Consider the following 21,520-nt stretch of genomic DNA (forward strand, 5'->3'; position numbering starts at 1 on the left):
CCTCGCCGTCAACGGTTCGCGAGGACCCGCTGCATGAGCTCAGCCGACCGCGCGTCGTAGAGCCTGCCGCCCACCCGGACCCCGACGACGAGCGCAACCATCCCCGAGCCGAGGCCCGCAGCCAGCGCCAACCAGGCGAGCCGCGCACCGGCGTCGTCCCGGATCTCGCTCGTCGGGTAGAACCACCCGCCCGGCACGCCCCCGGGGGTGGTGAGGCCCAGGACCAGCTGGTCGAGCAGGCCGCTGTTCGCTGCGAGAGCAGCGCCTGCGAGGACCGCTGTCGGCAGGACGGCCAGGACGAGGACGAGCCACCCGATCCCCTGGATGACGAGGCTCGCGATCGCTGAGCCCTGCGGTGCGGCGAACGGGCCGTCGCCCGGGCGCGGGACCGGGTACACGAAGCGCGCCGAGACGACGCTGGAGAGCCCGAGCGCGCAGAGCAGCACCGCGAGGCCGAGGCCGAGGACGGCGGGGAGGTCGTCCCACCGGTCGGTGTACCCGGCTGACCCGACGGCCAGGACGACGACGAGCGGCAGCCCGATGATCGCGGCGGCGCCCGCCCGTCCGGTGCGGTCGTCGCGGCCGCTGATGCCTGACGTGACGTGCAGCCAGAAGGCGCTGTGGTCGTAGGCGACGTCGGCCGAGATGATCCACCCGACGATGAACGCGGTGACCGGGGCGAGCATGAGGAGCACGGTCCCGTCGCCACGGTCGAGAAAGCCGAAGAGGAACGGCAAGAGCGGGACGACGGCGAGCGAGCTCGCGTAGCGCGGGTCGCGGGCCCAGTAGACGAGGCATCGCGCTGTGACGCTCCAGGCAGGGGTGGCAGGCAGGACGCCGAGGATCCCCAGCCCGCGTGCGCGCGACCCGCGCTGCCCGCCGCGGGAGGGCGCGCTGACCTGGCGTTCGAGCGACCAGGCCCACACGAGGATCAGCGCGACGAGCACGCCGGCCGCGACCCCGAACCGGGCGAGCGCCTCCACCGGTCGGCCGGCGGCGACGGTCCCGGGGACCGACCACACTGCTCCGAACGGCAGCCAGCCCACGACCTGCCCGAGCTGCGTGACCGTGAGCCGGTCCGTGTCGAGCTGTCCCGAGGCCCAGCTCAGGGCAGGCACGAGCGCGATGACGGGCAGGAACACGACGATACCGGCGACCTCACGAAACCGGCGCGACACCCGCAGCGGGGCCAGCACCGTGGTGGTCGCGCGCGCTCCGACGATGCACGTGGCGAGGGCGAGGGGGGCACAGACGAGCGCGGCCAGGAACGCTCCCGGCACGCGTACCCACACGAGCGCCGTACCGACCGTGGCCAAGAGCGTCACCAGCCCGGGTACCCCGACGACGCCTGACAGGGCGATCCCGACGAGGAGGTCACGACGCCGGATCCCGTAGACGGCGAGCCGGTGCGGGTCGAGGGTCCCGTCGACGCCGAAGGCCACGAGCGGGAGGAACCACCAGGCGAGGGCGACGAGGCTCCCGACCCCGACGAGGATCGTCCCGGCGAGCTCCACGTCCCGTCGCCCGAGGTAGGCGAGGCCGAAGAGGACCGCGGCGAAGACGCTCGTCCCGTAGAGGAGTGCTGCGCCGAGACCGACGATCTGCCAGACGCTGCGGCGCAAGGAGTTGCCGAGCATGAGCAGACGGAGCCTCAGGAGGTGCGCAACCACGCGAGGCCTTCTGCACGACGGGGGTCTCCGACGAGCTCGACGAACCGGTCCTCCAACGAGCGTCCCGCGCGCACCTCGTCGACGGTGCCTGCGGCCAGGACGCGCCCGGCGGCGACGACCGCGACGTGGTCGCACATGCGCTGGACGAGGTCCATGACGTGCGACGACACGATGACGGTGCCGCCCGAGGCGACGTAGCCCGCGAGGATCTGCCGGATGCGGGAGGTCGAGACGGGATCGACGGACTCGAACGGTTCGTCGAGGACGAGCAGGCGCGGCGCATGGATGAGCGCCGCCGCGAGCGACACCTTCTTCGTCATGCCCGCCGAGTAGTCGACGACGAGCGTGTCACGGGCGTCCTCGAGGTCGAGCGCGGCGAGGAGCTCGTCGGTCCGGGCGGTGACGGTCGGGCGGTCCATCCCGCGCAGGAGGCCCGCGTAGGTGACGAGCTGCGCACCCGTGAGCCGGTCGAACACCCCGACGCCGTCGGGCAGCACGCCCATCGCGTGCTTGGCCGCGGTCGGGTCCGTCCAGACGTCGGCCCCGGAGACCGCTGCTGTTCCTGCATCGGGGCGCAAGAGGCCGGTGGCCATCGACAGCATGGTCGTCTTGCCTGCACCGTTGGGCCCGACGACCCCGTAGAACGACCCTGCCGGGACGTCGAGGGAGATCCCGTCGACCGCCACGGTCCGGCCGAACCGCTTGGACAGACCACGCAGCGACAGCGCCGCAGGTGGTGGGGGCGGCGCCGACGTGCTCACGGTCGCCGGTTCCTCGAGGGCGTCCGTCATGGCAACACGGTAGCCGGTGACCCTCGATGTCGGTGGGTCAGGGCAGGGTGGAACTCATGGGAACTCTTGTGTGGTGTGTCGGGGTGGGCGTCGTGAGCCTCGTCGTCGGATATCTGCTCGCCGTCGTGCGCTCGAGCTCGCGGCTGCACGCGGCCGAGGTGCGGGTGGCGCGCGCCGAGGCCGAGCTGAGCGCACAGGGCCGCGGTGCGGCCGAGCGGCTGCGCTCTCTCCAGGAGGACTCCGACCGGCTCTCTGACCAGTTCCGTGCGCTGGCGGCCGACGCCCTCGCCGCGAACAACGAGCAGTTCCTCGGCCTCGCCGAGCACCGCCTCCGTTCCACGCAGGTCGCTGGTCAGGCCGACATGGCCAAGCGCGCCGAGGCCGTCAACGCGATGGTCGAGCCCCTCACGCGAACCCTCATGGACGTGCGTCAGCAGATGGTCGCTGCAGAGGAGGCGCGGATCGCGAGCGCGGCCGCCCTCGGTGAGCAGGTCCGCGGCATGCGCGAGACCTCGGAGCTGTTGCGCACCGAGACCGGCACGCTCGTCACCGCACTGCGGGCCTCGGACGTCCGGGGTGCGTGGGGCGAGATGCAGCTGCGCCGGGTCGTCGAGGCGGCCGGGATGCTCAACCGGGTCGACTTCGTCGAGCAGAGCAGCGTGCACACCGACGACGGCGACCTGCGCCCCGACATGGTGGTCCACCTCGCTGGCGGCAAGCGCGTCGTCGTCGACGCGAAGGTGGCGTTCCTCGGGTACCTCGATGCCCAGCAGACGTCCGACCCGGTGCGCCGTGCCGAGCGCCTCGCCGCGCACGCACGCCACGTCCGCAAGCACATCGACGATCTCTCCGGGAAGCGGTACTGGGACCAGTTCAGCCCCGCACCGGAGTTCGTCGTCATGTTCATCCCGGCCGAGTCGTTCCTCTCCGCCGCGGTCGACGAGGACCCGTCGCTCCTCGAGTACGCGTTCGGCCGCAACGTCGTCATCGTCACGCCCATGACGCTCATGGCACTGCTGCGCACGGTCGCCTACGCCTGGCGCCAGGACGCGCTGGCTGAGAACGCACAGAAGGTGCTCACCATCGGCAAGGAGCTCCACGGGCGTCTCGCGACGATGGGCATGCACCTCAACCGGCTCGGCCGGCAGATCCAAGGAGCAGCCGACTCGTACAACAAGACCGTCGCGTCGCTCGAGACGCGCGTCCTCGTCAGCGCCCGACGGTTCGCAGAGCTCGACATCGTCGACGAGACGCTCGAGTCCCCCACCCCGGTCAACCCCCAGCTCAGTGCGCTCAGCTCCCCCGAGCTCCTCGCGTCCGTCGACGAGACGTTCGTCGACATCGGCGACGGCCGCCGCAGCTGACTCGCTCCTGACCCGCGCCTGACCCGCGAGAACGGCCCGCACCTGCCGCGCCCGGAGCAGCCCGATAGCCTGAGGAGCCCCACCCGGCAGCCAGGCTGCCGAGCCGCTGCTGTCCGAGGAGCCTTGTGTCCGAGCATCCCACGTACCCGACCGTCGCCGACACCATCGGCCGGACGCCGCTCGTGCGCCTGCAGCGTCTCGCTGACGGCGCCGCCCCCGGGACCACCGTCCTCGCCAAGCTCGAGGGGAACAACCCCGCCGGGTCGGTCAAGGACCGCCCGGCCCTCCTCATGATCCGCAACGCACAAGAACGCGGAGAGATCCGGCCGGGCGACACGCTCGTCGAGGCGACGAGCGGCAACACGGGGATCGCGCTCGCGATGGCCGCCGCCATCATGGGCTACCGGATGATCCTCATCATGCCCGACGACCTCTCGGTCGAACGCGCCCAGACGATGCGTGCCTACGGCGCCGAGCTCATCCTCACACCGACCGCGCAGGGGATGGAGCACTGCCGAGACCTCGCAGGCTCGATGGCCGCCGCGGGCGAGGGGCACGTGCTCGACCAGTTCGCCAACGCCGACAACCCGCTCGCCCACTACCGCACCACCGGACCAGAGCTCTGGGACGCCACCGGCGGACAGATCACGCACTTCGTCAGCTCGATGGGGACGACCGGCACGATCACCGGCACGGGCCGCTACCTCGCCGAGCGCAACCCCGCAGTCCAGATCATCGGCGTCCAGCCCGAAGAAGGATCACGCATCCCCGGCATCCGGAAGTGGCCGGACGCGTACCTGCCCTCGATCTACGACAGCAGCGTGGTCGACGAGATCAGGCTCGTCAGCCGTGCCGACGCCGAGCAGGGTGCCCGGGCGCTCGCCCGTGAGGAAGGCATCTTCGCCGGGGTCTCCTCCGGCGGCGCTGCGACGATCGCGCTGCAGATCGCTGCCGAGGTCCCGGACGCCACGATCGCGTTCATCGTGTGCGACCGCGGAGACCGCTACCTGTCCACGGGCCTCTTCCCAGCGTGAGCGAGCCGACCCGCGTGAGCGAGCCGGCCCGCTCCACAAGAGACCTCTAGAGCACCTCGACGGCGAGCGTCGTGCGCCCCGCGCGCTTCGGCCGAGCGGCCTCGACCCCGGCCTGCTTGAGGTCGGCGCGCAGCTCCTTCGGCAGCGAGAACATGAGGTCCTCGGTCGCGGTCCGGACCTCCTGGACATCGCTGTAGCCACGCTGCGCGAGGAACTTCAGGACGTCGTCGACGAGGATCTCCGGCACGGAGGCTCCCGACGTCACGCCGACGGTGCTCACCCCGTCGAGCCAGGCCTCGTCCATCTCCTTCGCGTAGTCGATGAGGTACGACGCCCGGGCGCCGGCGTCGAGGGCAACCTCGACGAGCCGCACCGAGTTGGACGAGTTCGTCGACCCGACGACGATGACGAGGTCGCACGCGGGCGCAAGCTTCTTCACCGCCACCTGACGGTTCTGCGTCGCGTAGCAGATGTCGTCGCTCGGCGGGTCCTGGAGCGTCGGGAAGCGCTCGCGCAGCCGTCGCACCGTCTCCATCGTCTCGTCGACCGACAACGTGGTCTGCGAGATCCACACGACCTTGTCCGGGTCGCGCACGGTGACCGAGTCGACGTCCTCCGGTGAGTTGACCACCTGGATGTGCTCGGGCGCCTCACCGGCCGTCCCCTCGACCTCTTCGTGGCCCTCGTGGCCGATGAGAAGGATGTCGTAGTCCTCGTCGGCGAAGCGGACAGCCTCCTTGTGCACCTTCGTCACCAGCGGGCACGTCGCGTCGATGGTCACGAGCGACCGTGCCTCGGCTGCCTCGACGACGGCCGGCGAGACTCCGTGGGCCGAGAACACGACGCGCGCGCCCTCCGGAACGTCGTCCGTCTCGCTCACGAAGATCGCTCCTCGCTCGGTGAGGGTCTCGACGACGTACTTGTTGTGGACGATCTCCTTGCGGACGTAGATGGGTGCACCGTGAAGGTCGAGCGCCTTCTCGACAGCGATCACCGCACGATCCACGCCGGCGCAGTAGCCGCGCGGGGCAGCGAGCAGGACACGCTTGCCGGTGGGTACAGGGGCAGCGTCGGGGGCCGTCTCGGGCGGGTAGAGATTCACCTGGCCAGTCTAGGTGACAGGTGCAGCACGCCACCTGGTCGCCCGGGGCGCTCCACCACATCCACACGATGTCACCGCGATGGTGCAGGCTGGTGACGTGCCCTCACCGACGACGCCCCCCACACCACCTCCGACGAGCTCGCCGCGCCCAGCGCTGGCGGCCCGCGCCGGCGACACGACCGCCGAGAACCCGTGGCCGGTCCGGCTGCTCTCGGCAAAGATCACCGACTACATCGACCGGATGTCTCCCCTGTGGGTCGAGGGGCAGGTCGTCCAGCTCAACCGTCGTCCCGGCGCGGGCATGGCTTTCCTCACCCTGCGCGACTCGGACGCAGACACGTCCTTGTCCGTGTCGGTGTACTCGAAGGTGCTCGACGCCGTCACGGCGCCGCTCGAGGAGGGCGCGCACGTGGTCGTCCACGCCAAGGCGACGTTCTGGGCCAAGCGCGGGTCGTTCCAGCTCCAGGCAGACCAGCTGCGCCCCGTCGGGGTCGGCGAGCTGCTCGCGCGCATCGAGCACCTCAAGCGGATCCTCGCAGCCGAAGGGCTCTTCGACCTCGACCGCAAGAAGCCGCTGCCGTTCCTGCCGCGCGTCGTCGGGCTCGTGTGCGGCCGAGAGTCCAAGGCCGAGCACGACGTCGTGGTCAACGCGCAGGCGCGGTGGCCCCAGGTCCGGTTCGAGATCCGAGAGGTCGCCGTCCAAGGCACCTCCGCGGTCCCCCAGGTGAGCGCGGCCATCGCCGAGCTCGACGCGCACCCCGACGTCGAGGTCATCGTCGTCGCGCGCGGTGGCGGCGCGGTCGAAGACCTCCTGCCGTTCAGCAACGAGTCGCTCGTCCGCGCCGCCGCCGCGTGCCGGACGCCGCTCGTGAGTGCGATCGGCCACGAGACCGATGCCCCGCTGCTCGACCTCGTCGCCGACTACCGTGCGTCGACCCCCACAGACGCGGCCAAGCGCATCGTTCCCGACGTGAGCGAGGAGCGCTCACGGATCGTGCAGATGCGCTCGCGCACGCGTGCCGCGATCAGTCACCTCGTCGACCGCGAGCGCGCCGGGCTGGCGAGCATCCGTTCACGCCCTGCCCTCGCCACGCCGCACACGATGATCGCCGCGCACGAGGACAGGGTCGGTGGGCTGCGCGACGCCGCGCGACGCCGGTTCGAGCGTGTCCTGCTCGACGCGGAGGCCGCCGTGCACAGCCTCGGGGCGCAGGTCCGCGCGCTCTCGCCCGCGGCGACGCTCGAGCGCGGGTATGCCGTGGTCCAAGGTCCAGCAGGCGCGGTCGTCCGCTCCCCTGACGACGTGGCCAGCGGCGACGTGCTGCGCATCCGGCTGGCCCACGACGAGATCACCGCCACGACCCGCTAGACGGCCCCACCAGGAAAGTTGGTTTACTTCTCCCATGCCCACCGAACAGCCCATCCACGAGACCGTCTCGGTCCCGCCCGAGCTCGCGTCCCTCAGCTACGAGCAGGCGCGCGACGAGCTCGTCCAGGTCGTCTCCCGGCTCGAGGCCGGCGGCGAGCCGCTCGAGGCGTCGCTCGCGCTGTGGGAGCGCGGCGAAGCGCTCGCCGCACGGTGCCAGGAATGGCTCGACGGCGCCCGCGAGCGGCTGGACGCGACCCGCGTCCCTGCACCTTCCCTCGACGACGAGTAGGACCACCATGCCCAAGAGCCGCCCTCTTCCCACCGCTCCTGACCTGGCCCTCGTCATCGGTGAGGCGCTCATCGACGTGGTGCACCGCACCGACGGGTCGACGAGCGAGCATCCCGGCGGGAGCCCCGCGAACGTCGCGCTCACCCTCGGCCGGCTCGAGCGCCCTGTCGAGCTCCTCACGTGGATCGGCAACGACGTCTACGGCGACGTCGTGCGCAAGTGGCTCGCCGGCTCGTCCGTGTCGATCGCGCCGGGGAGCGACGGGGCGTCGTCCACGTCGTTGGCTGTCGCACGGCTCGGCGCGGACGGCGGCGCGACGTACGAGTTCGACCTCGACTGGAACCTCTGCCGCACCGCGGAGGTCCCCGAGGGGACGATCGTCGCGCACACCGGTTCGATCGCTGCCGTTCTCGAGCCAGGCGCGACCGCCGTCCGCCGGGTGCTGGGCTCGGCCCGCTCGCGCGCGACGATCACGTACGACCCCAACATCCGTCCGAGCCTCATGGGGACCGCCACCGCGGTGCGTCCACGGGTCGAGGAGCTCGTGGGGCTGTCGGACGTCGTCAAGGTGAGCGACGAGGACCTGCGGTGGCTCTATCCCGCTGCCGACCTCGGGTCGATCGCGACCCGGTGGCAGAAGTCGGGTCCCGCGCTCGTCGTCGTCACCTACGGCGGCGAGGGCGCGCACGCGTACACGGCGGGAGGCCGTGTGGACGTGGCGGCACCGGCGGTCACGGTCGCCGACACCGTCGGGGCGGGCGACTCGTTCATGGGCGCTCTCATCGACGGCCTGTGGAGCGCTGGTCTCCTCGGGGCGAGCCAGCGCGGCGCGCTCGCCACGATCTCGACCGAGACGCTCACCACGGTGCTCGAGCAGTGCGTCCAGGTCGCAGCGATCACCGTGTCACGGCCCGGTGCCAACCCGCCACGGCGCCGCGAGCTCGCTCTCTGAGGGAACGGTCCTGCTGGTGTCCGGACGCGCATGGACACCGGCAGGACCGGCCTCGAACACTGCAATATCCTCAGCAGCACGCGACCTCCGGTCGCCCCGGTCGCACGCCGCCCGGTTTCGGACGCTGTGTCCTCGGACATCGATCGATGGGATTCCTCGTGCCGCACACCCTCACTCCCTCGCAAGCCTGGATCGATCTCAAGGCCGGAAACCGCCGCTTCGTCGACGACGCCATGATCCACCCGTCCCAAGGCTTCGACCGTCGAGCCGAGCTCAAGGTCTCTCAGCACCCCTTCGCTGTCGTGTTCGGCTGCTCCGACTCCCGTGTGGCTGCCGAGATCATCTTCGACCAGGGCCTCGGTGACGTCTTCGTCGTGCGCACCGCCGGACACGTGCTGGACACGACCGTCATCGGGTCGATCGAGTACGCGGTCGAGCTCCTCGACACGCCTCTAGTCGTGGTCCTCGGCCACGACTCCTGCGGCGCGGTCGCCGCTGCAGCCCACACCCTTATGACGGGCGAGCAGCAGACGGGCTTCGTGCGTGCTGTGGTCGACCGGGTCATCCCGTCGATCGTCAACATCACGTCCGCGAACGGCGGAGGCTTCAAGTCCGTCGACGCCGACACCCTGCGCCGCGAGCACGTGCGGCACACCGTGTCGATGCTCCACTCCTACTCTGCGGGCCTCGCCAGAGCGATCGACGAGGGTCGCTGCGCGATCGTCGGGGTCGAGTACGACCTCGCGGACGGCAACGCCCGGCTCATCGAGGCCATCGGCGACATCGGCGACGTGACGTTCGACGCCTGACCTGCACGCCGACGACGCTCGTTCTGCGCTCCACGTCACGTCCACCAGACTCGATCTCGGGGCGTGACGTGGGGCACGATGGTTCCCATGACTTCCACACCTGACACCGACGTCACCGGCGAGTTCCGCATCGAGCACGACACGATGGGCGAGGTCCGCGTCCCCGCGTCCGCGCTCTACCGTGCACAGACTCAGCGGGCCGTCGAGAACTTCCCCATCTCGGGCACCCCGCTCGAGCGCAGCCACATCGAGGCGCTCGCCCGGGTCAAGAAGGCCGCAGCCCGTGCGAACGCGGAGCTCGGTGTCCTCGACGCCGACATCGCGGAGGCGATCGTCGCCGCCGCAGATGCCGTCGCCGCGGGCGGCTACGACGAGCACTTCCCCGTCGACGTCTTCCAGACCGGCTCCGGCACCTCGTCGAACATGAACACGAACGAGGTCCTCGCGACGCTCGCCACCCGCTCGCTGGGCCGTGAGGTCCACCCGAACGACCACGTCAACGCCTCCCAGTCGTCGAACGACGTATTCCCCACGTCGGTGCACGTCGCGGCGACCGCGGGCGTCGTCGGGCACCTCGTCCCTGCGCTCGAGCACCTCGCCGAGGCGCTCGAGGCCAAGTCCACCGAGTTCGCGACGGTCGTGAAGTCCGGGCGCACGCACCTCATGGACGCCACGCCGGTCACCCTCGGCCAGGAGTTCGGCGGTTACGCCGCGGCGGTCCGGTACGGCATCGAGCGCCTGCACAGCGCGCTGCCCCGCGCTGCGGAGGTGCCTCTCGGCGGCACGGCGGTCGGCACCGGCATCAACACCCCGGCAGGATTCCCGCAGCGCGTCATCGCGCTGCTCGTCGAAGACACAGGCCTGCCGCTCACCGAGGCACGCGACCACTTCGAGGCACAGTCTGGGCGCGACGGCCTCGTCGAGCTCTCCGGCGCGCTGCGGACCATCGCCGTCTCCCTGACGAAGATCTGCAACGACCTGCGCTGGATGGGCTCTGGCCCCAACACGGGACTCGGCGAGATCGCCATCCCCGACCTCCAGCCGGGATCGTCGATCATGCCGGGCAAGGTCAACCCCGTCATCCCGGAGGCCGTCCTCATGGTCGCGGCCCGCGTCATCGGCAACGACGCGACCGTGGCCTGGGCCGGCGCGAGCGGTTCGTTCGAGCTCAACGTCCAGATCCCGGTCATCGCGCTCGGCGTCCTCGAGTCGATCCGCCTGCTCGCCAACGCGAGCGTCGCGCTCGCCGACAAGACCGTCACGGGAATCACCGCGAACGTCGAGCACGCACGCGCCCTCGCCGAGTCGTCACCGTCGATCGTCACGCCGCTCAACCGCGTCATCGGCTACGAGGCGGCCGCGAAGGTCGCGAAGCACTCCGTGAAGAAGGGCCTCACGGTCCGCGAGGCGGTCGTCGACCTCGGCTTCGTCGAGCGCGGCGAGGTCACCGAGGCTCAGCTCGACTCGGCGCTCGACGTCCTGTCGATGACGCGCCCGCCGCAGGCCTGAGCACCTCTCGGGGGCCGGGCCACCGGCCCCCGAGACGTCCCTCAGACCTCGATGCTCTCCATCATCTCCGTCACGAGGGCCGCGACCGGGGACCGCTCGGAGCGTGTGAGCGTCACGTGCGCGAAGAGCGGGTGCCCCTTGAGCGCCTCGATCACCGCCGCGACGCCGTCGTGGCGTCCGACGCGCAGGTTGTCCCGCTGCGCGACATCGTGCGTGAGCACCACCCGGGACGACTGGCCGATCCGGGACAGCACCGTGAGCAGCACGTTGCGCTCGAGCGACTGGGCCTCGTCGACGATGACGAAAGCGTCGTGCAGAGAGCGTCCGCGGATGTGCGTCAGCGGCAGCACCTCGAGGATCTCTCGCTCGAGGACCTCTTCGATGATCTCCTTGCCGACGAGCGCCCCCAGGGTGTCGAACACCGCCTGGGCCCACGGGTTCATCTTCTCCGACTCCGAGCCCGGAAGGTACCCGAGGTCCTGGCCGCCCACGGCGTAGAGCGGCCGGAACACCATGACCTTGCGGTGCTTGCGCTTCTCCAGCACCGCTTCGAGACCAGCACAGAGCGCGAGCGCAGACTTGCCCGTGCCGGCACGACCACCGAGGGACACGATGCCGATCGAGTCGTCGAGCAGCAGGTCGATCGCGATGCGCTGCTCGGCTGAACGGCCGTGGACCCCGAAGACGTCCTGGTCCCCGCGGACGAGCTGCAGGTGCTTGTCGGGCGTGACCCGTGCGAGCGCCGACCCTCGCGGGGACTGCAGGACGAGGCCTTTGTGGCAGTGCATCGGACCGGCCGCCTCGACGGCTTCGGCATCGACCTCGGCGATCTCGAGCGACTCGTGCTCCCACAACGAGGACATCTGCCCTTCCGTGAGGGAGAGCTCCCCCATCCCCGTCCACCCGGAGTCGACGGCGAGCTCCGCGCGGTACTCCTCCGCCTTCAGCCCGACGGCCGACGCCTTGACCCGCATCGGCAGGTCCTTCGACACGACCGTGACCGCCGCGCCCTCGGCGGAGAGGTTCGCTGCGACAGCGAGGATGCGCGTGTCGTTGTCGCCGAGCCGGAACCCGTCCGGGAGCGTGCTCGGATCGGTGTGGTTGAGCTCTACGCGGAGCGTGCCTCCAGCCGTGCCCACCGGGATCGGGGCGTCGAGCCCGCCGTGCTCGATGCGCAGGTCGTCGAGCATCCGGAGCGCGCTGCGGGCGAAGTAGCCCAGCTCCGGGTGGTGCCGCTTGGCCTCGAGCTCTGTGATGACCACGATGGGCAGAACCACGTCGTGCTCTGCGAAGCGCACGAGCGCCTTGGGGTCCGAGAGCAGGACCGAGGTGTCCAGCACGAAGGTGCGGTGAGTGTCCACGACAGGCTCCCTTCGACGCTTGCGCGTCTAGGTGCTCATGTCAGCGGCGCCGAGCGCGCTGCCGACACGAGGCGAGTGGGTCGAGCGGTCTGCCGGTCCACCACGGAGCAGCGGAGCCGGGACCGGCCTCCCTGCTCGGAGCATGCACTCCATGGGCTGGCCTCCCGTGAGCAACGTACGTGTTGCTCATGGCATGCAACGTACGCCCGAGATCTTGCTCGTGTCATCACCCGACACGACCTGTCCTGGCGTCGTCACGAGACGTTAACCTCACCGTCACGTGCCGTCTCCCGAGGGCACCGTCTGGGTCATCCGGCGGTCGCGACGTGCCCCGACCGGCGCCGCATGGCGACCCCGGCACAGAGCCCCACGAGGAGCACCGCCACGACCAGCAGCATCGTCTGACCAGCCGCCTCGGCGAAGCCCGCGTTGAAGGCTGTCGTGGCAGCGGCCGCGATGCTGTCGGCGAGCTCGGCAGGAACCCCGGCCGGGACGTCCACGGCTCCCCCGGCTCCCGTGAAGGACGCTCCCGCACCGTCGAACCCGTCGACGAAGCCCTGCCGGACGCTCGCCGGCAGCCCCTGCGCCGCCTCCGCCGCGGCGGCAGGCAGCGTCACCGCGAGGCGTGCCTGCAGCATGGCGATGATCGCTGCCGAACCGATGACGCCACCGACCTGACGGGTCGTGTTGAAGGCGCCCGCGCCCGCACCGGCGGTCGTGTGGTCCAGGCCCGCGGTCGCGAGGCTCGCCATCGGCGAGAAAACGCAGCCGGTCCCGACGCCGAAGAGAAGCATCGGGAAGACCACCGACCACGGGTCGGTGCCCGGTTCCATGACGAGGTCGAGCCAGAGAGCGGCCGCTGCCAGGGCAGCGAAGCCCGTCACCATGATCCACTTCGCGGGGAACCTGTCAGACAGCCGGCCTGCGACGGGTGCGATGACGCCGGAGACCAACGACCCCGGCAGCCCGACGAGCGCGGCGTGCAGAGGCGACAGCCCAAGGGTGGACTGCAGGAAGATCGTCAAGGGGAAGAAGATGCCGATCATCGCGAAGGAGACGCTCATGCCGCTGACGTTCGCGAGGGAGAAGTTGCGGTGGTGGAACAGGCTCAGCGGCAAGAGCGCGGCGGGGCCCTGCCGGTGCTGCCACACGAGGAAGACCCCGATAACGAGAAGGCCTGCTGCGATCAGGAGGGGGACGCTGACCGGTCCCCACACCGTTCCCCAGTCGTACGTCTCGCCTTCTTGGAGCCCGAAGACGAGGGCGCTGAGCCCGACGACCGAGAGAACCACACCGAGGACGTCGAACGACCTCTTGTCGGTGTGAAGGTTCGGCAGCGTGCGAAACGCGAAGACGAGAGCGACGATCCCGACGGGCACGTTGACGAAGAAGATCCACTCCCAGCCCCAGCTCTCCACGAAGAGCCCGCCGAGGACGGGACCGGTGATCGTCGCGATACCTGCGACGGCACCCCACGTCCCCATGGCCGCGCCGCGCTGCTGAGGCGGGAAGACGCGGGTGATGAGCGCCATCGTCTGCGGGGTCATCAGCGCGGCGCCGACTCCTTGGGCGGCCCGAGCGACGATGAGCATGCCGATGCTCCCCGAGAGCCCGCACCACGCAGACGTGAGCGTGAAGACGACGAGGCCGAGCACGAAGACCTGCTTGGGGCCGTAGCGGTCCCCGAGGCGCCCGGCGACGAGCAGGAGCACGGCGTACGTCAGGAGGTACGCGCTCGTGACCCAGCCGACAGCCGAGAGGCCGACGTCGAACGTGTCGACGAGCGTGGGGATGGCGATGTTCACGATGGTCGTGTCGACCATGATCATGAAGAAGCCGAGAAGCAGTGCGGGGAGGATGCTCCACGGGGTGCGGCCGTGGAGGTCGACCGGTCCCGTGGGAGCCGCAGCGGTGGTGGCGCTCATGTGTGTCCTTGCGTGATGGAGGAGCGTCTATTGCACCACCGAGATCCGTTGCCTGCTCGCGATGCCTGACCGTACGGTGACACCATGACCGCTTTCGTCGCTCTCCTGCGCGGTGTGAACGTGGGCGGGCACCGCCGCGTCCCTGCTGCCGACCTGCGCTCCGTGGCCGAGGACGCCGGCTTCACCGACGCCGTGACCGTCCTCAACAGCGGGAACGTCGTCTTCACGGCTCCGGGGACGACGACCGGTGCGCCGCAGGTGGCCGCAGCGATCCGCGCCGGCCTGCTCGCTCGCCTCGACCTGGAGGTCGACGTGGTCGCGGTGAGCGCAGCCACGCTCGCGGAGGTCGTGGCAGCGAACCCGTTCCCGGACGTGGCACTGTCGGACCCGTCGCACCTGCTCGTGACGTTCCGCGCGGAGCCGCCCGACGCGGAGCGGGTCCGCGCGTTCGACACCTCGACCTTTCCCGAGCGCATGGCGTGGGCTGCGGGCGTGAGCTACACCCACTACCCCCAGGGTGTCGGTCGGTCCAGGCTCACGCCGGCCGTGCTCAAGCGGGCGCTCGGCAGCGAGGGGACCGCACGGAGCTGGAGCACCGTGCTCAAGCTCCACGCGCTCGCGGCCGCGCGCGACTGAGCACCTCGTCGCGGGACCGCGATCCTGGTCAGCGCGGTGCGTGGTCCTCGAGGAAGGCGTAGACCTCCGAGGTGTCCACACCCGGAAACGCCCCGACGGGCATCGCCGCGAGCATGCTCGCGTGCGGTCGCGCGCTCGGCCACACCTGGTCCGCCCACCGTTCTGCGAGCGCGCCCGACGGGCGTCGGCAGCACGTGACCTCGGGGCAGCGTGAGACGGCGCGCTCAGGGGTCTCGCGTCCGCGGAACCACTTGACGTGCGCGAACGGGACCCCGACGCTCACGGAGAACTCGCCGTCGTCGGACCCTTGGACGCGTGAGGTGCACCAGTACGTCCCTGAGGGGGTGTCTGTGTACTGGTAGTAGGGGCTGAGCCGGTCGTCGACGGCGAACACCGTCCGTGCGGTCCAGTTGCGGCAGACCGGTTGTCCTTCGACGGCGCCGAGCGCGTCTGAGGGGAAGCGCACCCCGTCGTTCTCGTAGGCCTTGTGGATGATCCCGGACTCGTGGACCTTCATGAAGTGGACCGGGATGGCCAGGTGGGTCGTGGCGAGGTTGGTGAACCGGTGGGCGGCCGTCTCGTAGGAGACGGCGAAGGCGTCTCGCAGGTCTTCGACGGAGAGCTGGCGGGCGTCCTTGGCCTCGCGGAGCTGCTTGACGGTGTCTCGTTCGGGGAGCAGGAGCGCGGCCGAGAGGTAGTTGGCCTCGACACGCTGGCGCAAGAACTCCCCGTAGCCGCGTGGTTCTTCGTGGCCCAGGACGTGGCTGGCGAGCGCCTGGAGGAGGGTGGAGCGTGGGTCGCTCGACGCCCGGGCTCCGTTCGGCAGGTAGATGCGGTGGTGGAGGTGGTCGGTGACGGACCGGGTGGAGTGCGGCAGGTCGTGGACGTAGTGCAGCGAGAAGCCGAGGTGCCCGGCGAGGTCGGCGGCGACGCGCTGTGACAGCGGACCGTGCGTGTGCCCGACACCGTCGAGCAGCTCGCGTGCCGTGCGTTCGAGGTCCGGGAAGTGGTTGGCCTGCGCACGCATCGTCCCGCGGAGCTCGGTGTTGGCTCGGCGGGCTTCTTCCGGTGTGGCGGCTCGCTCGTTGTGCAGGCGTTCGAGCTCGCGCTGGAGCCCGACGATGGTCTCGAGCGCGTCGGTCGGCAGGGACTTGCTCACGCGGACGGAGGGCAGGCCGAGGGACGTGAACATGGGCCCGCGCTGGGCGCGCTCGAGGTCGACCTCGAGGCCGGCGCGGCGCGAGGGCGCTGATGCGGTGAGCAGGTCGTCGAGGGTGGTGCCCAGTGCTCTCGCGACGAGCGCCAGCTGCGAGATCTTGGGTTCGCGTCGCCCGTTCTCGAGCATGGAGACCTGTGAGGGTGCTCGGCCGATCGCGGCGCCGAGGCTGTCGAGGGTCATCCCCTGCTCGGTGCGCAGGTGCCGGATGCGGCGTCCGATCATGAGGGCGTCGGGCTCGCCGTGCGCGACGGTGTCGTGGTCGATCTCGCTCTGGATGGCCATGCCTGACTGTGACACAGGACACTTCTTGCGGGCAACAGAAGAACGCGACTTCTTCTCCCCCAGAGACCGTTGTCTAGGGGTTGCACGTCGAAGAAGGTTGAGAACAACCGCAGCACCGCCGCTGCGGGAGACGCAGATCCACTGCACAGCCCTGGAGGACACCGTGACCACGCCGACCATCATCAGCCGCTCCGCCACCCGCTCGCAGAAGGCTCCCGTGCGTCCGGGAGACCAGCGCCAGACCGCCGCCGAGCTGGCGCAGGAGTGGGCGAGCGACCCCCGCTGGGCGGACGTCACCCGCGACTACACGGCCGAGGACGTCATCGCCCTGCGCGGTGCGGTCCGCGAAGAGCGGACCCTCGCCCGCCGCGGTGCGGAAAACCTCTGGGAGCTCATCAACGCCGACGGCTGGGTCGCCGCGCTCGGCGCGATGACCGGCAACCAGGCCGTCCAGCAGGTCCGCGCCGGCCTCAAGGCCATCTACCTCTCCGGATGGCAGGTCGCCGCCGACGCGAACCTCTCCGGCCAGACGTACCCCGACCAGAGCCTCTACCCCGTCAACTCGGTCCCGGCCGTCGTGCGCCGCATCAACAACGCTCTCCTGCGCGCCGACCAGATCGAGTTCGCCGAGGACGCGACCGGCGAGCGACGCGACTGGGTCGCCCCGATCGTCGCCGACGCCGAGGCAGGCTTCGGAGGAGCGCTCAACGCCTACGAGCTCATGCACTCGATGATCGAGGCAGGCGCTGCCGGGGTGCACTGGGAGGACCAGCTCGCGTCCGAGAAGAAGTGCGGCCACCTCGGCGGAAAGGTCCTCGTCCCCACCGCCCAGCACATCCGCACGCTCAATGCGGCCCGCCTGGCCGCAGACGTCGCGGGGGTGCCCACCCTCGTCATCGCCCGGACCGACGCCCTCGCAGCGGACCTCATCACGTCCGACGTCGACCCGCGCGACCAGGAGTTCCTCACGGGCGAGCGCACGGTCGAGGGGTTCTTCCGGACCAAGCCGGGCTACGAGACGGTCATCTCCCGCGGCCTCGCGTACGCCCCGTACGCGGACCTCATCTGGGTCGAGACCGGTGAGCCCGACCTCGAGCTGGCCCGGGCGTTCGCCGAGCGCATCCACGCCGAGCACCCGAACCAGAAGCTCGCCTACAACTGCTCCCCGTCGTTCAACTGGAAGAAGCACCTCAGCGACGCCGAGATCGCCCGGTTCCAGCAAGAGCTCGCGTCCTACGGCTACACGTTCCAGTTCATCACGCTCGCCGGCTTCCACGCCGTGAGCCACTCCATGTTCGAGCTCGCCCGCGGCTACGAGGCCCGCGGCATGAGCGCCTACGTCGAGCTGCAGGAAGCCGAGTTCGCTTCCGAAGCCGACGGCTACACGGCCACGCGCCACCAGCGCGAGGTCGGCACCGGCTACTTCGACCGGGTCGCCACGGCTCTCAACCCGACGAGCGCCACCCTCGCTCTCGCCGGGTCGACCGAGGCCTCGCAGTTCCACTAGACGCACTTCTTCACCTGACCCGCTGGGAGACGACCATGACCACCACGACCCTTCTGACCGACCCACCCACCTCGACCGGCGACCGGCCGACTGCTCCCCCTGCACCGACCTCGGGCACGATGACGGTCACGGGACCGGTCCGCGAGCGCTACGACGAGATCCTCACGCCCGAGGCGCTCGCGTTCGTCGCGGCGCTGCACGAGCGCTTCGTCGCCCCGCGGCACGAGATCCTGCTGGCCCGCCAGCACAACCGTCAGCGCATCGCGGACGGCATGACCCCCGACTTCCTGCCGTCCACGCGGGCGGTCCGCGAGGACCGCTCGTGGCGGGCCGCCGGAGCTGGTCCGGGCCTGGAGCGACGACACGTCGAGATCACCGGTCCGACCGACCCGAAGATGGCGATCAACGCGCTCAACTCCGGGGCCGACGTCTGGCTCGCCGACCAGGAGGACGCGACGTCTCCGACCTGGACCAACGTCATCGGCGGTCAGCTCTCGCTGCTCGACGCGATCCGCGGTCGCCTCGAGTTCACGTCTCCTGAGGGCAAGTCGTACCGGATGACCTCCCCGCACCTGGAGGACCTGCCGACGATCGTCATGAGGCCCCGTGGCTGGCACCTGTGCGAGAAGCACCTGCGCTTCGTCGACCGGGCCGGTGTGAGCGCGTCGGCGTCGGCGAGCCTCGTCGACTTCGGGCTGTACTTCTTCCACAACACGAGCACCTTGCTCGCCCGTGGCAGAGGACCGTACTTCTACCTGCCGAAGCTCGAAGGGCACCTCGAGGCACGCCTGTGGAACGACGTCTTCGTCTTCACCCAGGACTACCTCAACCTGCCGCAGGGAACCGTCCGTGCGACCGTCCTCATCGAGACGCTGCCCGCTGCCTTCGAGATGGAGGAGATCCTCTACGAGCTGCGCGACCACTGCGCTGGTCTCAACGCCGGACGGTGGGACTACCTGTTCTCTGTCATCAAGAGCTTCCGCACCCGGGGGCCTCGGTTCGTCCTGCCTGACCGCTCGGCCGTCTCCATGACGGTCCCGTTCATGCGGGCCTACACGGAGCTGCTCGTCTCGACGTGCCACCGGCGCGGGGCTCACGCCATCGGCGGCATGTCCGCCTTCATCCCCGACCGCCGTGACCCGGAGGTCAGCATGCGGGCGGAGCAGCAGGTCCGAGGAGACAAGCGACGCGAGGTCACGGACGGCTTCGACGGCACGTGGGTCGCTCACCCGGACCTCATCGCGTTCGCCCGGGAGGAGTTCGCTGCGGTCCTCGGTGACCGCCCGCACCAGATCGACCGGCGGCGGGACGACGTCCACGTCACGGCGGCGCAGCTTCTCGACGTCGCGTCCGCATCACCGGACGGAACCACCGTCACCGGCGCGGGCCTGCGAGCCAACGTCTCTGTCGGGCTGCGCTACATCGAGTCGTGGCTCCGCGGGGTCGGTGCGGCAGCGATCGACCACCTCATGGAGGATGCGGCGACCGCCGAGATCTCCCGGTCACAGGTCTGGCAGTGGATCTACACCTCCACACCGACCGAGGACGGCGCACCGATCACCCGTGAGCGGGTCGAGGCGCTGCTCACCGAGATCGCCGGGAGCCTGCCGCGCCCGGAGGGCAATCGTGTCGACGCGGCGGTCGACGTCTTCCGTCAGGTGGCTCTCACGGAGGACTTCCCGACGTTCCTCACGATCGGTGCGTACACGCAGCACCTTGTCGGCTCCGACGTCGACTGAGCAGGTCGCCCGAGCAGGTCGTCTGACCTGCAGCACGGAAGCCCAGAGGGCCACGCGGTGATCCCGCGTGGCCCTCTGGTCGTGCACGGTGCTCGGTGCTCGGTGCTCGGTGCGGCATGCTGTGCGCGCACCGGGTCCGGGGTGTCAGCGCTGGACGCGCGCGCTCCCGCCGCCGGCGAGCTTGGCGACCTCGGCGAGGCTGGCGGTCGACGTGTCTCCGGCCGTGGTCATGGCGATCGCTCCGTGCGCAGCGCCGTACTCGACCGCGGACTGGATGTCACCGATCTCCATGAGCCCGTACGCGAGGCCGGAGGCGAAGGAGTCGCCTCCGCCGACGCGGTCGAGGATCTCGAGGTGCGGGCGGTGGGTCGACTCCGCGAAGCCTTCCCGGCGGCTCCACGCGATCGCACCCCAGTCGTTGTCGCTCGCGCTGTGCACGCCGCGCATGGTCGTCGCGATGACCTGGAAGTTGTCGTAGGTGGCCGCTGCCGTCTCGATCATCGCGCGGAAGGCACCGGTGTCGAGGTCGGTGAGGTTCTCGTCGACCCCTTCGACCTCGAAGCCGAGGCTCGCGGTGAAGTCTTCCTCGTTGCCGATCATGACGTCGACGTACTGCGCGAGGCGCTTGTTGACCTCCTGGGCGCGGGCCGAGCCACCGATCCCCTTCCAGAGGGAGGGACGGAAGTTCAGGTCGTAGGAGACGATCGTGCCGTGCTCGCGGGCGGAGCGCATGGCGGCCTCGGCGACGTCCGCGGACGACTCGGAGAGTGCCGCGAAGATCCCTCCGGTGTGGAGCCAGCGCACGCCTCGACGGCCGAAGAGGTCGTCCCAGTCGACGTCGCCGGGCTGCATCTGCGAGACGGCCGTGTTGCCACGGTCAGAGACGCCGACCGCACCGCGGACGCCGAAACCGCGCTCGGTGAAGTTCAGTCCGTTGCGCACGTTGCGGCCGATGCCGTCGTAGTCGATCCATTGGATGTAGCTCGTGTCGAGCCCACCGGTGAGGATGAAGTCCTCGACGAGCCGTCCTACCTCGTTGTCGGCGAGCGCGGTGACGATCGTCCCGCGCAGACCGAAGCAGCGGCGGAGCCCTCGGGCGACGTTGTACTCGCCACCGCCCTCCCACGCGTCGAAGCTGCGAGCGGTCTTGATGCGGCGCTCTCCGGGATCGAGGCGGAGCATGACCTCGCCGAGAGAGACGACGTCGAAGTCGCACTCGGCGGCGCTCTTCACGGTGAGGGAACGAGTCTGCTCGGCCATGGTCAGGCTCCGATCTGTGCGGCGAGGGCGACGGCCTCAGCCGTCCGGCGGGTGATCTCGGCCCAGTCCTCGGCCTCGATGAGGGCGCGGTCGACCATCCAGGAGCCGCCGGCAGCCATGACTGCGGGGATCGTGAGGTAGTCGCCGACGGTGGCGGCGCTGATGCCGCCGGTGGGGACGAAGCGCAGGCCGGGGAACGGTGCGGACATCGCCTTGATGGCGGACGGACCGCCGAGGGTGGCTGCGGGGAAGAACTTGACGGTGCCCAGTCCGAGGGAGAGCGCGGTCATGATGTCGGACGGGGTCGCGACGCCGGGAAGGATGGGGAGCCCGGCGGCCTGCGCGCGGCGCACGACGTCGACGTTCAGCCCTGGGGAGACGAGGAACTGGGCGCCTGCTGCGGCTGCCGAGTCGACCTGGTCGGGGCGGACGACCGTGCCGGCTCCGACGATGAGCTCGGGGAGCTCCTTGAGCGCGGTGAGCGCTGCCTGGGCGCCGGCGGTGCGATAGGTGACCTCGATGATGGCGAGGCCACCCTCGAGGAGCGCGCGTCCGAGGGGGACTGCGTGCTCGGGGTTGTCGATGACGACGACGGGCACGATGCGTGCGGCTTCGAGTGCCTCTGTGATCTGCTGCTCTGTGGACATGATCGCCTGTGATCTCTGCTAGAGTTTCGCCATGGTGAACCATGGTTTCTGAATA

18 protein-coding genes are annotated in these 21,520 nt (G+C 70.3%); 10 read left to right on the plus strand and 8 right to left on the minus strand.

Annotated features, from left to right (window positions below; translation table 11 throughout):
* Positions 1-8: 8 nt before the first annotated feature.
* Together ATL42_RS08345 and ATL42_RS08350 are read right to left on the minus strand one after the other, a co-directional pair.
* Positions 9-1,670, minus strand: a complete 1,662-nt coding sequence (locus ATL42_RS08345) for a hypothetical protein (RefSeq protein WP_098454949.1) — start codon at positions 1,668-1,670, stop codon at positions 9-11.
* Positions 1,652-2,461 (minus strand): ABC transporter ATP-binding protein, encoded by an 810-nt coding sequence (locus ATL42_RS08350; RefSeq protein WP_098454950.1) that lies wholly within the window; start codon positions 2,459-2,461, stop codon positions 1,652-1,654. Before ATL42_RS08350 ends, ATL42_RS08345 begins: the two co-directional genes overlap by 19 nt.
* A gap of 56 nt (positions 2,462-2,517) precedes the next feature.
* On the opposite strand from ATL42_RS08350, the gene ATL42_RS08355 reads away from it, so the two are divergent.
* Entirely contained in the window at positions 2,518-3,825 is a 1,308-nt protein-coding gene (locus ATL42_RS08355) for a DNA recombination protein RmuC (RefSeq protein ID WP_098454951.1), read from the plus strand.
* A gap of 125 nt (positions 3,826-3,950) precedes the next feature.
* Positions 3,951-4,859, plus strand: coding sequence for a cysteine synthase CysM (gene cysM / locus ATL42_RS08360; protein ID WP_098454952.1), 909 nt, complete (start codon positions 3,951-3,953; stop codon positions 4,857-4,859).
* 46 nt (positions 4,860-4,905) lie between these two features.
* Here cysM and ATL42_RS08365 read toward each other — a convergent pair whose 3' ends face one another.
* Entirely contained in the window at positions 4,906-5,961 is a 1,056-nt protein-coding gene (locus ATL42_RS08365) for a 4-hydroxy-3-methylbut-2-enyl diphosphate reductase (RefSeq protein ID WP_098454953.1), read from the minus strand.
* Between the two features lie 79 nt (positions 5,962-6,040).
* Between ATL42_RS08365 and xseA the strand changes: the two genes are divergently transcribed.
* From xseA to ATL42_RS08390, 5 genes are all read left to right on the plus strand, one after another.
* Entirely contained in the window at positions 6,041-7,330 is a 1,290-nt protein-coding gene (xseA, locus tag ATL42_RS08370) for an exodeoxyribonuclease VII large subunit (protein ID WP_098454954.1), read from the plus strand.
* Positions 7,331-7,364: 34 nt separating this feature from the next.
* Complete coding sequence (locus ATL42_RS08375; protein WP_098454955.1) at positions 7,365-7,619, plus strand: exodeoxyribonuclease VII small subunit; 255 nt, start codon at positions 7,365-7,367, stop codon at positions 7,617-7,619.
* Between the two features lie 7 nt (positions 7,620-7,626).
* Positions 7,627-8,571, plus strand: a complete 945-nt coding sequence (locus ATL42_RS08380) for a carbohydrate kinase family protein (RefSeq protein WP_098454956.1) — start codon at positions 7,627-7,629, stop codon at positions 8,569-8,571.
* Positions 8,572-8,717: 146 nt separating this feature from the next.
* Positions 8,718-9,380, plus strand: coding sequence for a carbonic anhydrase (locus ATL42_RS08385; protein ID WP_098454957.1), 663 nt, complete (start codon positions 8,718-8,720; stop codon positions 9,378-9,380).
* Between the two features lie 87 nt (positions 9,381-9,467).
* The gene (locus tag ATL42_RS08390; RefSeq protein ID WP_098454958.1) at positions 9,468-10,889 is read left to right on the plus strand and encodes a class II fumarate hydratase; all 1,422 of its coding nucleotides are present in this window, start codon (positions 9,468-9,470) and stop codon (positions 10,887-10,889) included.
* A gap of 41 nt (positions 10,890-10,930) precedes the next feature.
* Here the strand turns inward: ATL42_RS08390 and phoH2 are convergent, their stop codons facing one another.
* Both phoH2 and ATL42_RS08400 read right to left on the minus strand, forming a co-directional pair.
* Positions 10,931-12,250 (minus strand): RNA 5'-3' helicase PhoH2, encoded by a 1,320-nt coding sequence (gene phoH2 / locus ATL42_RS08395; protein ID WP_098454959.1) that lies wholly within the window; start codon positions 12,248-12,250, stop codon positions 10,931-10,933.
* 308 nt (positions 12,251-12,558) lie between these two features.
* Positions 12,559-14,175, minus strand: a complete 1,617-nt coding sequence (locus ATL42_RS08400; protein ID WP_098454960.1) for a DHA2 family efflux MFS transporter permease subunit — start codon at positions 14,173-14,175, stop codon at positions 12,559-12,561.
* An 84-nt stretch (positions 14,176-14,259) separates the two neighbouring features.
* Here ATL42_RS08400 and ATL42_RS08405 point away from each other — a divergent pair, with 84 nt between their 5' ends.
* Complete coding sequence (locus tag ATL42_RS08405) at positions 14,260-14,811, plus strand: DUF1697 domain-containing protein (RefSeq protein ID WP_098454961.1); 552 nt, start codon at positions 14,260-14,262, stop codon at positions 14,809-14,811.
* A gap of 28 nt (positions 14,812-14,839) precedes the next feature.
* On the opposite strand, the gene ATL42_RS08410 is transcribed toward ATL42_RS08405, so the two are convergent.
* Entirely contained in the window at positions 14,840-16,312 is a 1,473-nt protein-coding gene (locus ATL42_RS08410; protein ID WP_098454962.1) for a helix-turn-helix transcriptional regulator, read from the minus strand.
* 163 nt (positions 16,313-16,475) lie between these two features.
* Between ATL42_RS08410 and aceA the strand changes: the two genes are divergently transcribed.
* Positions 16,476-17,819, plus strand: coding sequence for an isocitrate lyase (gene aceA / locus ATL42_RS08415; protein ID WP_425443194.1), 1,344 nt, complete (start codon positions 16,476-16,478; stop codon positions 17,817-17,819).
* A gap of 35 nt (positions 17,820-17,854) precedes the next feature.
* The gene (gene aceB, locus ATL42_RS08420; protein WP_098454963.1) at positions 17,855-19,558 is read left to right on the plus strand and encodes a malate synthase A; all 1,704 of its coding nucleotides are present in this window, start codon (positions 17,855-17,857) and stop codon (positions 19,556-19,558) included.
* Between the two features lie 144 nt (positions 19,559-19,702).
* On the opposite strand, the gene ATL42_RS08425 is transcribed toward aceB, so the two are convergent.
* Positions 19,703-20,818 carry a sugar kinase gene (locus ATL42_RS08425; RefSeq protein ID WP_098454964.1) on the minus strand — a complete coding sequence of 372 codons (1,116 nt, stop codon included), beginning with the start codon at positions 20,816-20,818 and terminating at the stop codon, positions 19,703-19,705.
* A gap of 2 nt (positions 20,819-20,820) precedes the next feature.
* Positions 20,821-21,465 (minus strand): bifunctional 4-hydroxy-2-oxoglutarate aldolase/2-dehydro-3-deoxy-phosphogluconate aldolase, encoded by a 645-nt coding sequence (gene eda, locus ATL42_RS08430; protein WP_098454965.1) that lies wholly within the window; start codon positions 21,463-21,465, stop codon positions 20,821-20,823.
* Positions 21,466-21,520 lie beyond the last annotated feature (55 nt).

The sequence above is a fragment of the Sanguibacter antarcticus genome, from assembly GCF_002564005.1.
Classification (GTDB): Bacteria; Actinomycetota; Actinomycetes; order Actinomycetales; family Cellulomonadaceae; genus Sanguibacter; species Sanguibacter antarcticus.

Excerpts from the sequence above, each read along its gene's own strand:
- ATL42_RS08385 (WP_098454957.1), top strand. The coding sequence starts at position 8,718 with ATGGGATTCCTCGTGCCGCACACCCTCACTCCCTCGCAAGCCTGGATC.
- ATL42_RS08410 (WP_098454962.1), bottom strand. The coding sequence starts at position 16,312 with ATGGCCATCCAGAGCGAGATCGACCACGACACCGTCGCGCACGGCGAG.
- ATL42_RS08400 (WP_098454960.1), bottom strand. The coding sequence starts at position 14,175 with ATGAGCGCCACCACCGCTGCGGCTCCCACGGGACCGGTCGACCTCCAC.
- aceB (WP_098454963.1), top strand. The coding sequence starts at position 17,855 with ATGACCACCACGACCCTTCTGACCGACCCACCCACCTCGACCGGCGAC.
- ATL42_RS08405 (WP_098454961.1), top strand. The coding sequence starts at position 14,260 with ATGACCGCTTTCGTCGCTCTCCTGCGCGGTGTGAACGTGGGCGGGCAC.
- ATL42_RS08375 (WP_098454955.1), top strand. The coding sequence starts at position 7,365 with ATGCCCACCGAACAGCCCATCCACGAGACCGTCTCGGTCCCGCCCGAG.
- ATL42_RS08350 (WP_098454950.1), bottom strand. The coding sequence starts at position 2,461 with ATGACGGACGCCCTCGAGGAACCGGCGACCGTGAGCACGTCGGCGCCG.
- ATL42_RS08355 (WP_098454951.1), top strand. The coding sequence starts at position 2,518 with ATGGGAACTCTTGTGTGGTGTGTCGGGGTGGGCGTCGTGAGCCTCGTC.
- ATL42_RS08425 (WP_098454964.1), bottom strand. The coding sequence starts at position 20,818 with ATGGCCGAGCAGACTCGTTCCCTCACCGTGAAGAGCGCCGCCGAGTGC.
- ATL42_RS08380 (WP_098454956.1), top strand. The coding sequence starts at position 7,627 with ATGCCCAAGAGCCGCCCTCTTCCCACCGCTCCTGACCTGGCCCTCGTC.
- xseA (WP_098454954.1), top strand. The coding sequence starts at position 6,041 with ATGGTGCAGGCTGGTGACGTGCCCTCACCGACGACGCCCCCCACACCA.
- ATL42_RS08390 (WP_098454958.1), top strand. The coding sequence starts at position 9,468 with ATGACTTCCACACCTGACACCGACGTCACCGGCGAGTTCCGCATCGAG.
- eda (WP_098454965.1), bottom strand. The coding sequence starts at position 21,465 with ATGTCCACAGAGCAGCAGATCACAGAGGCACTCGAAGCCGCACGCATC.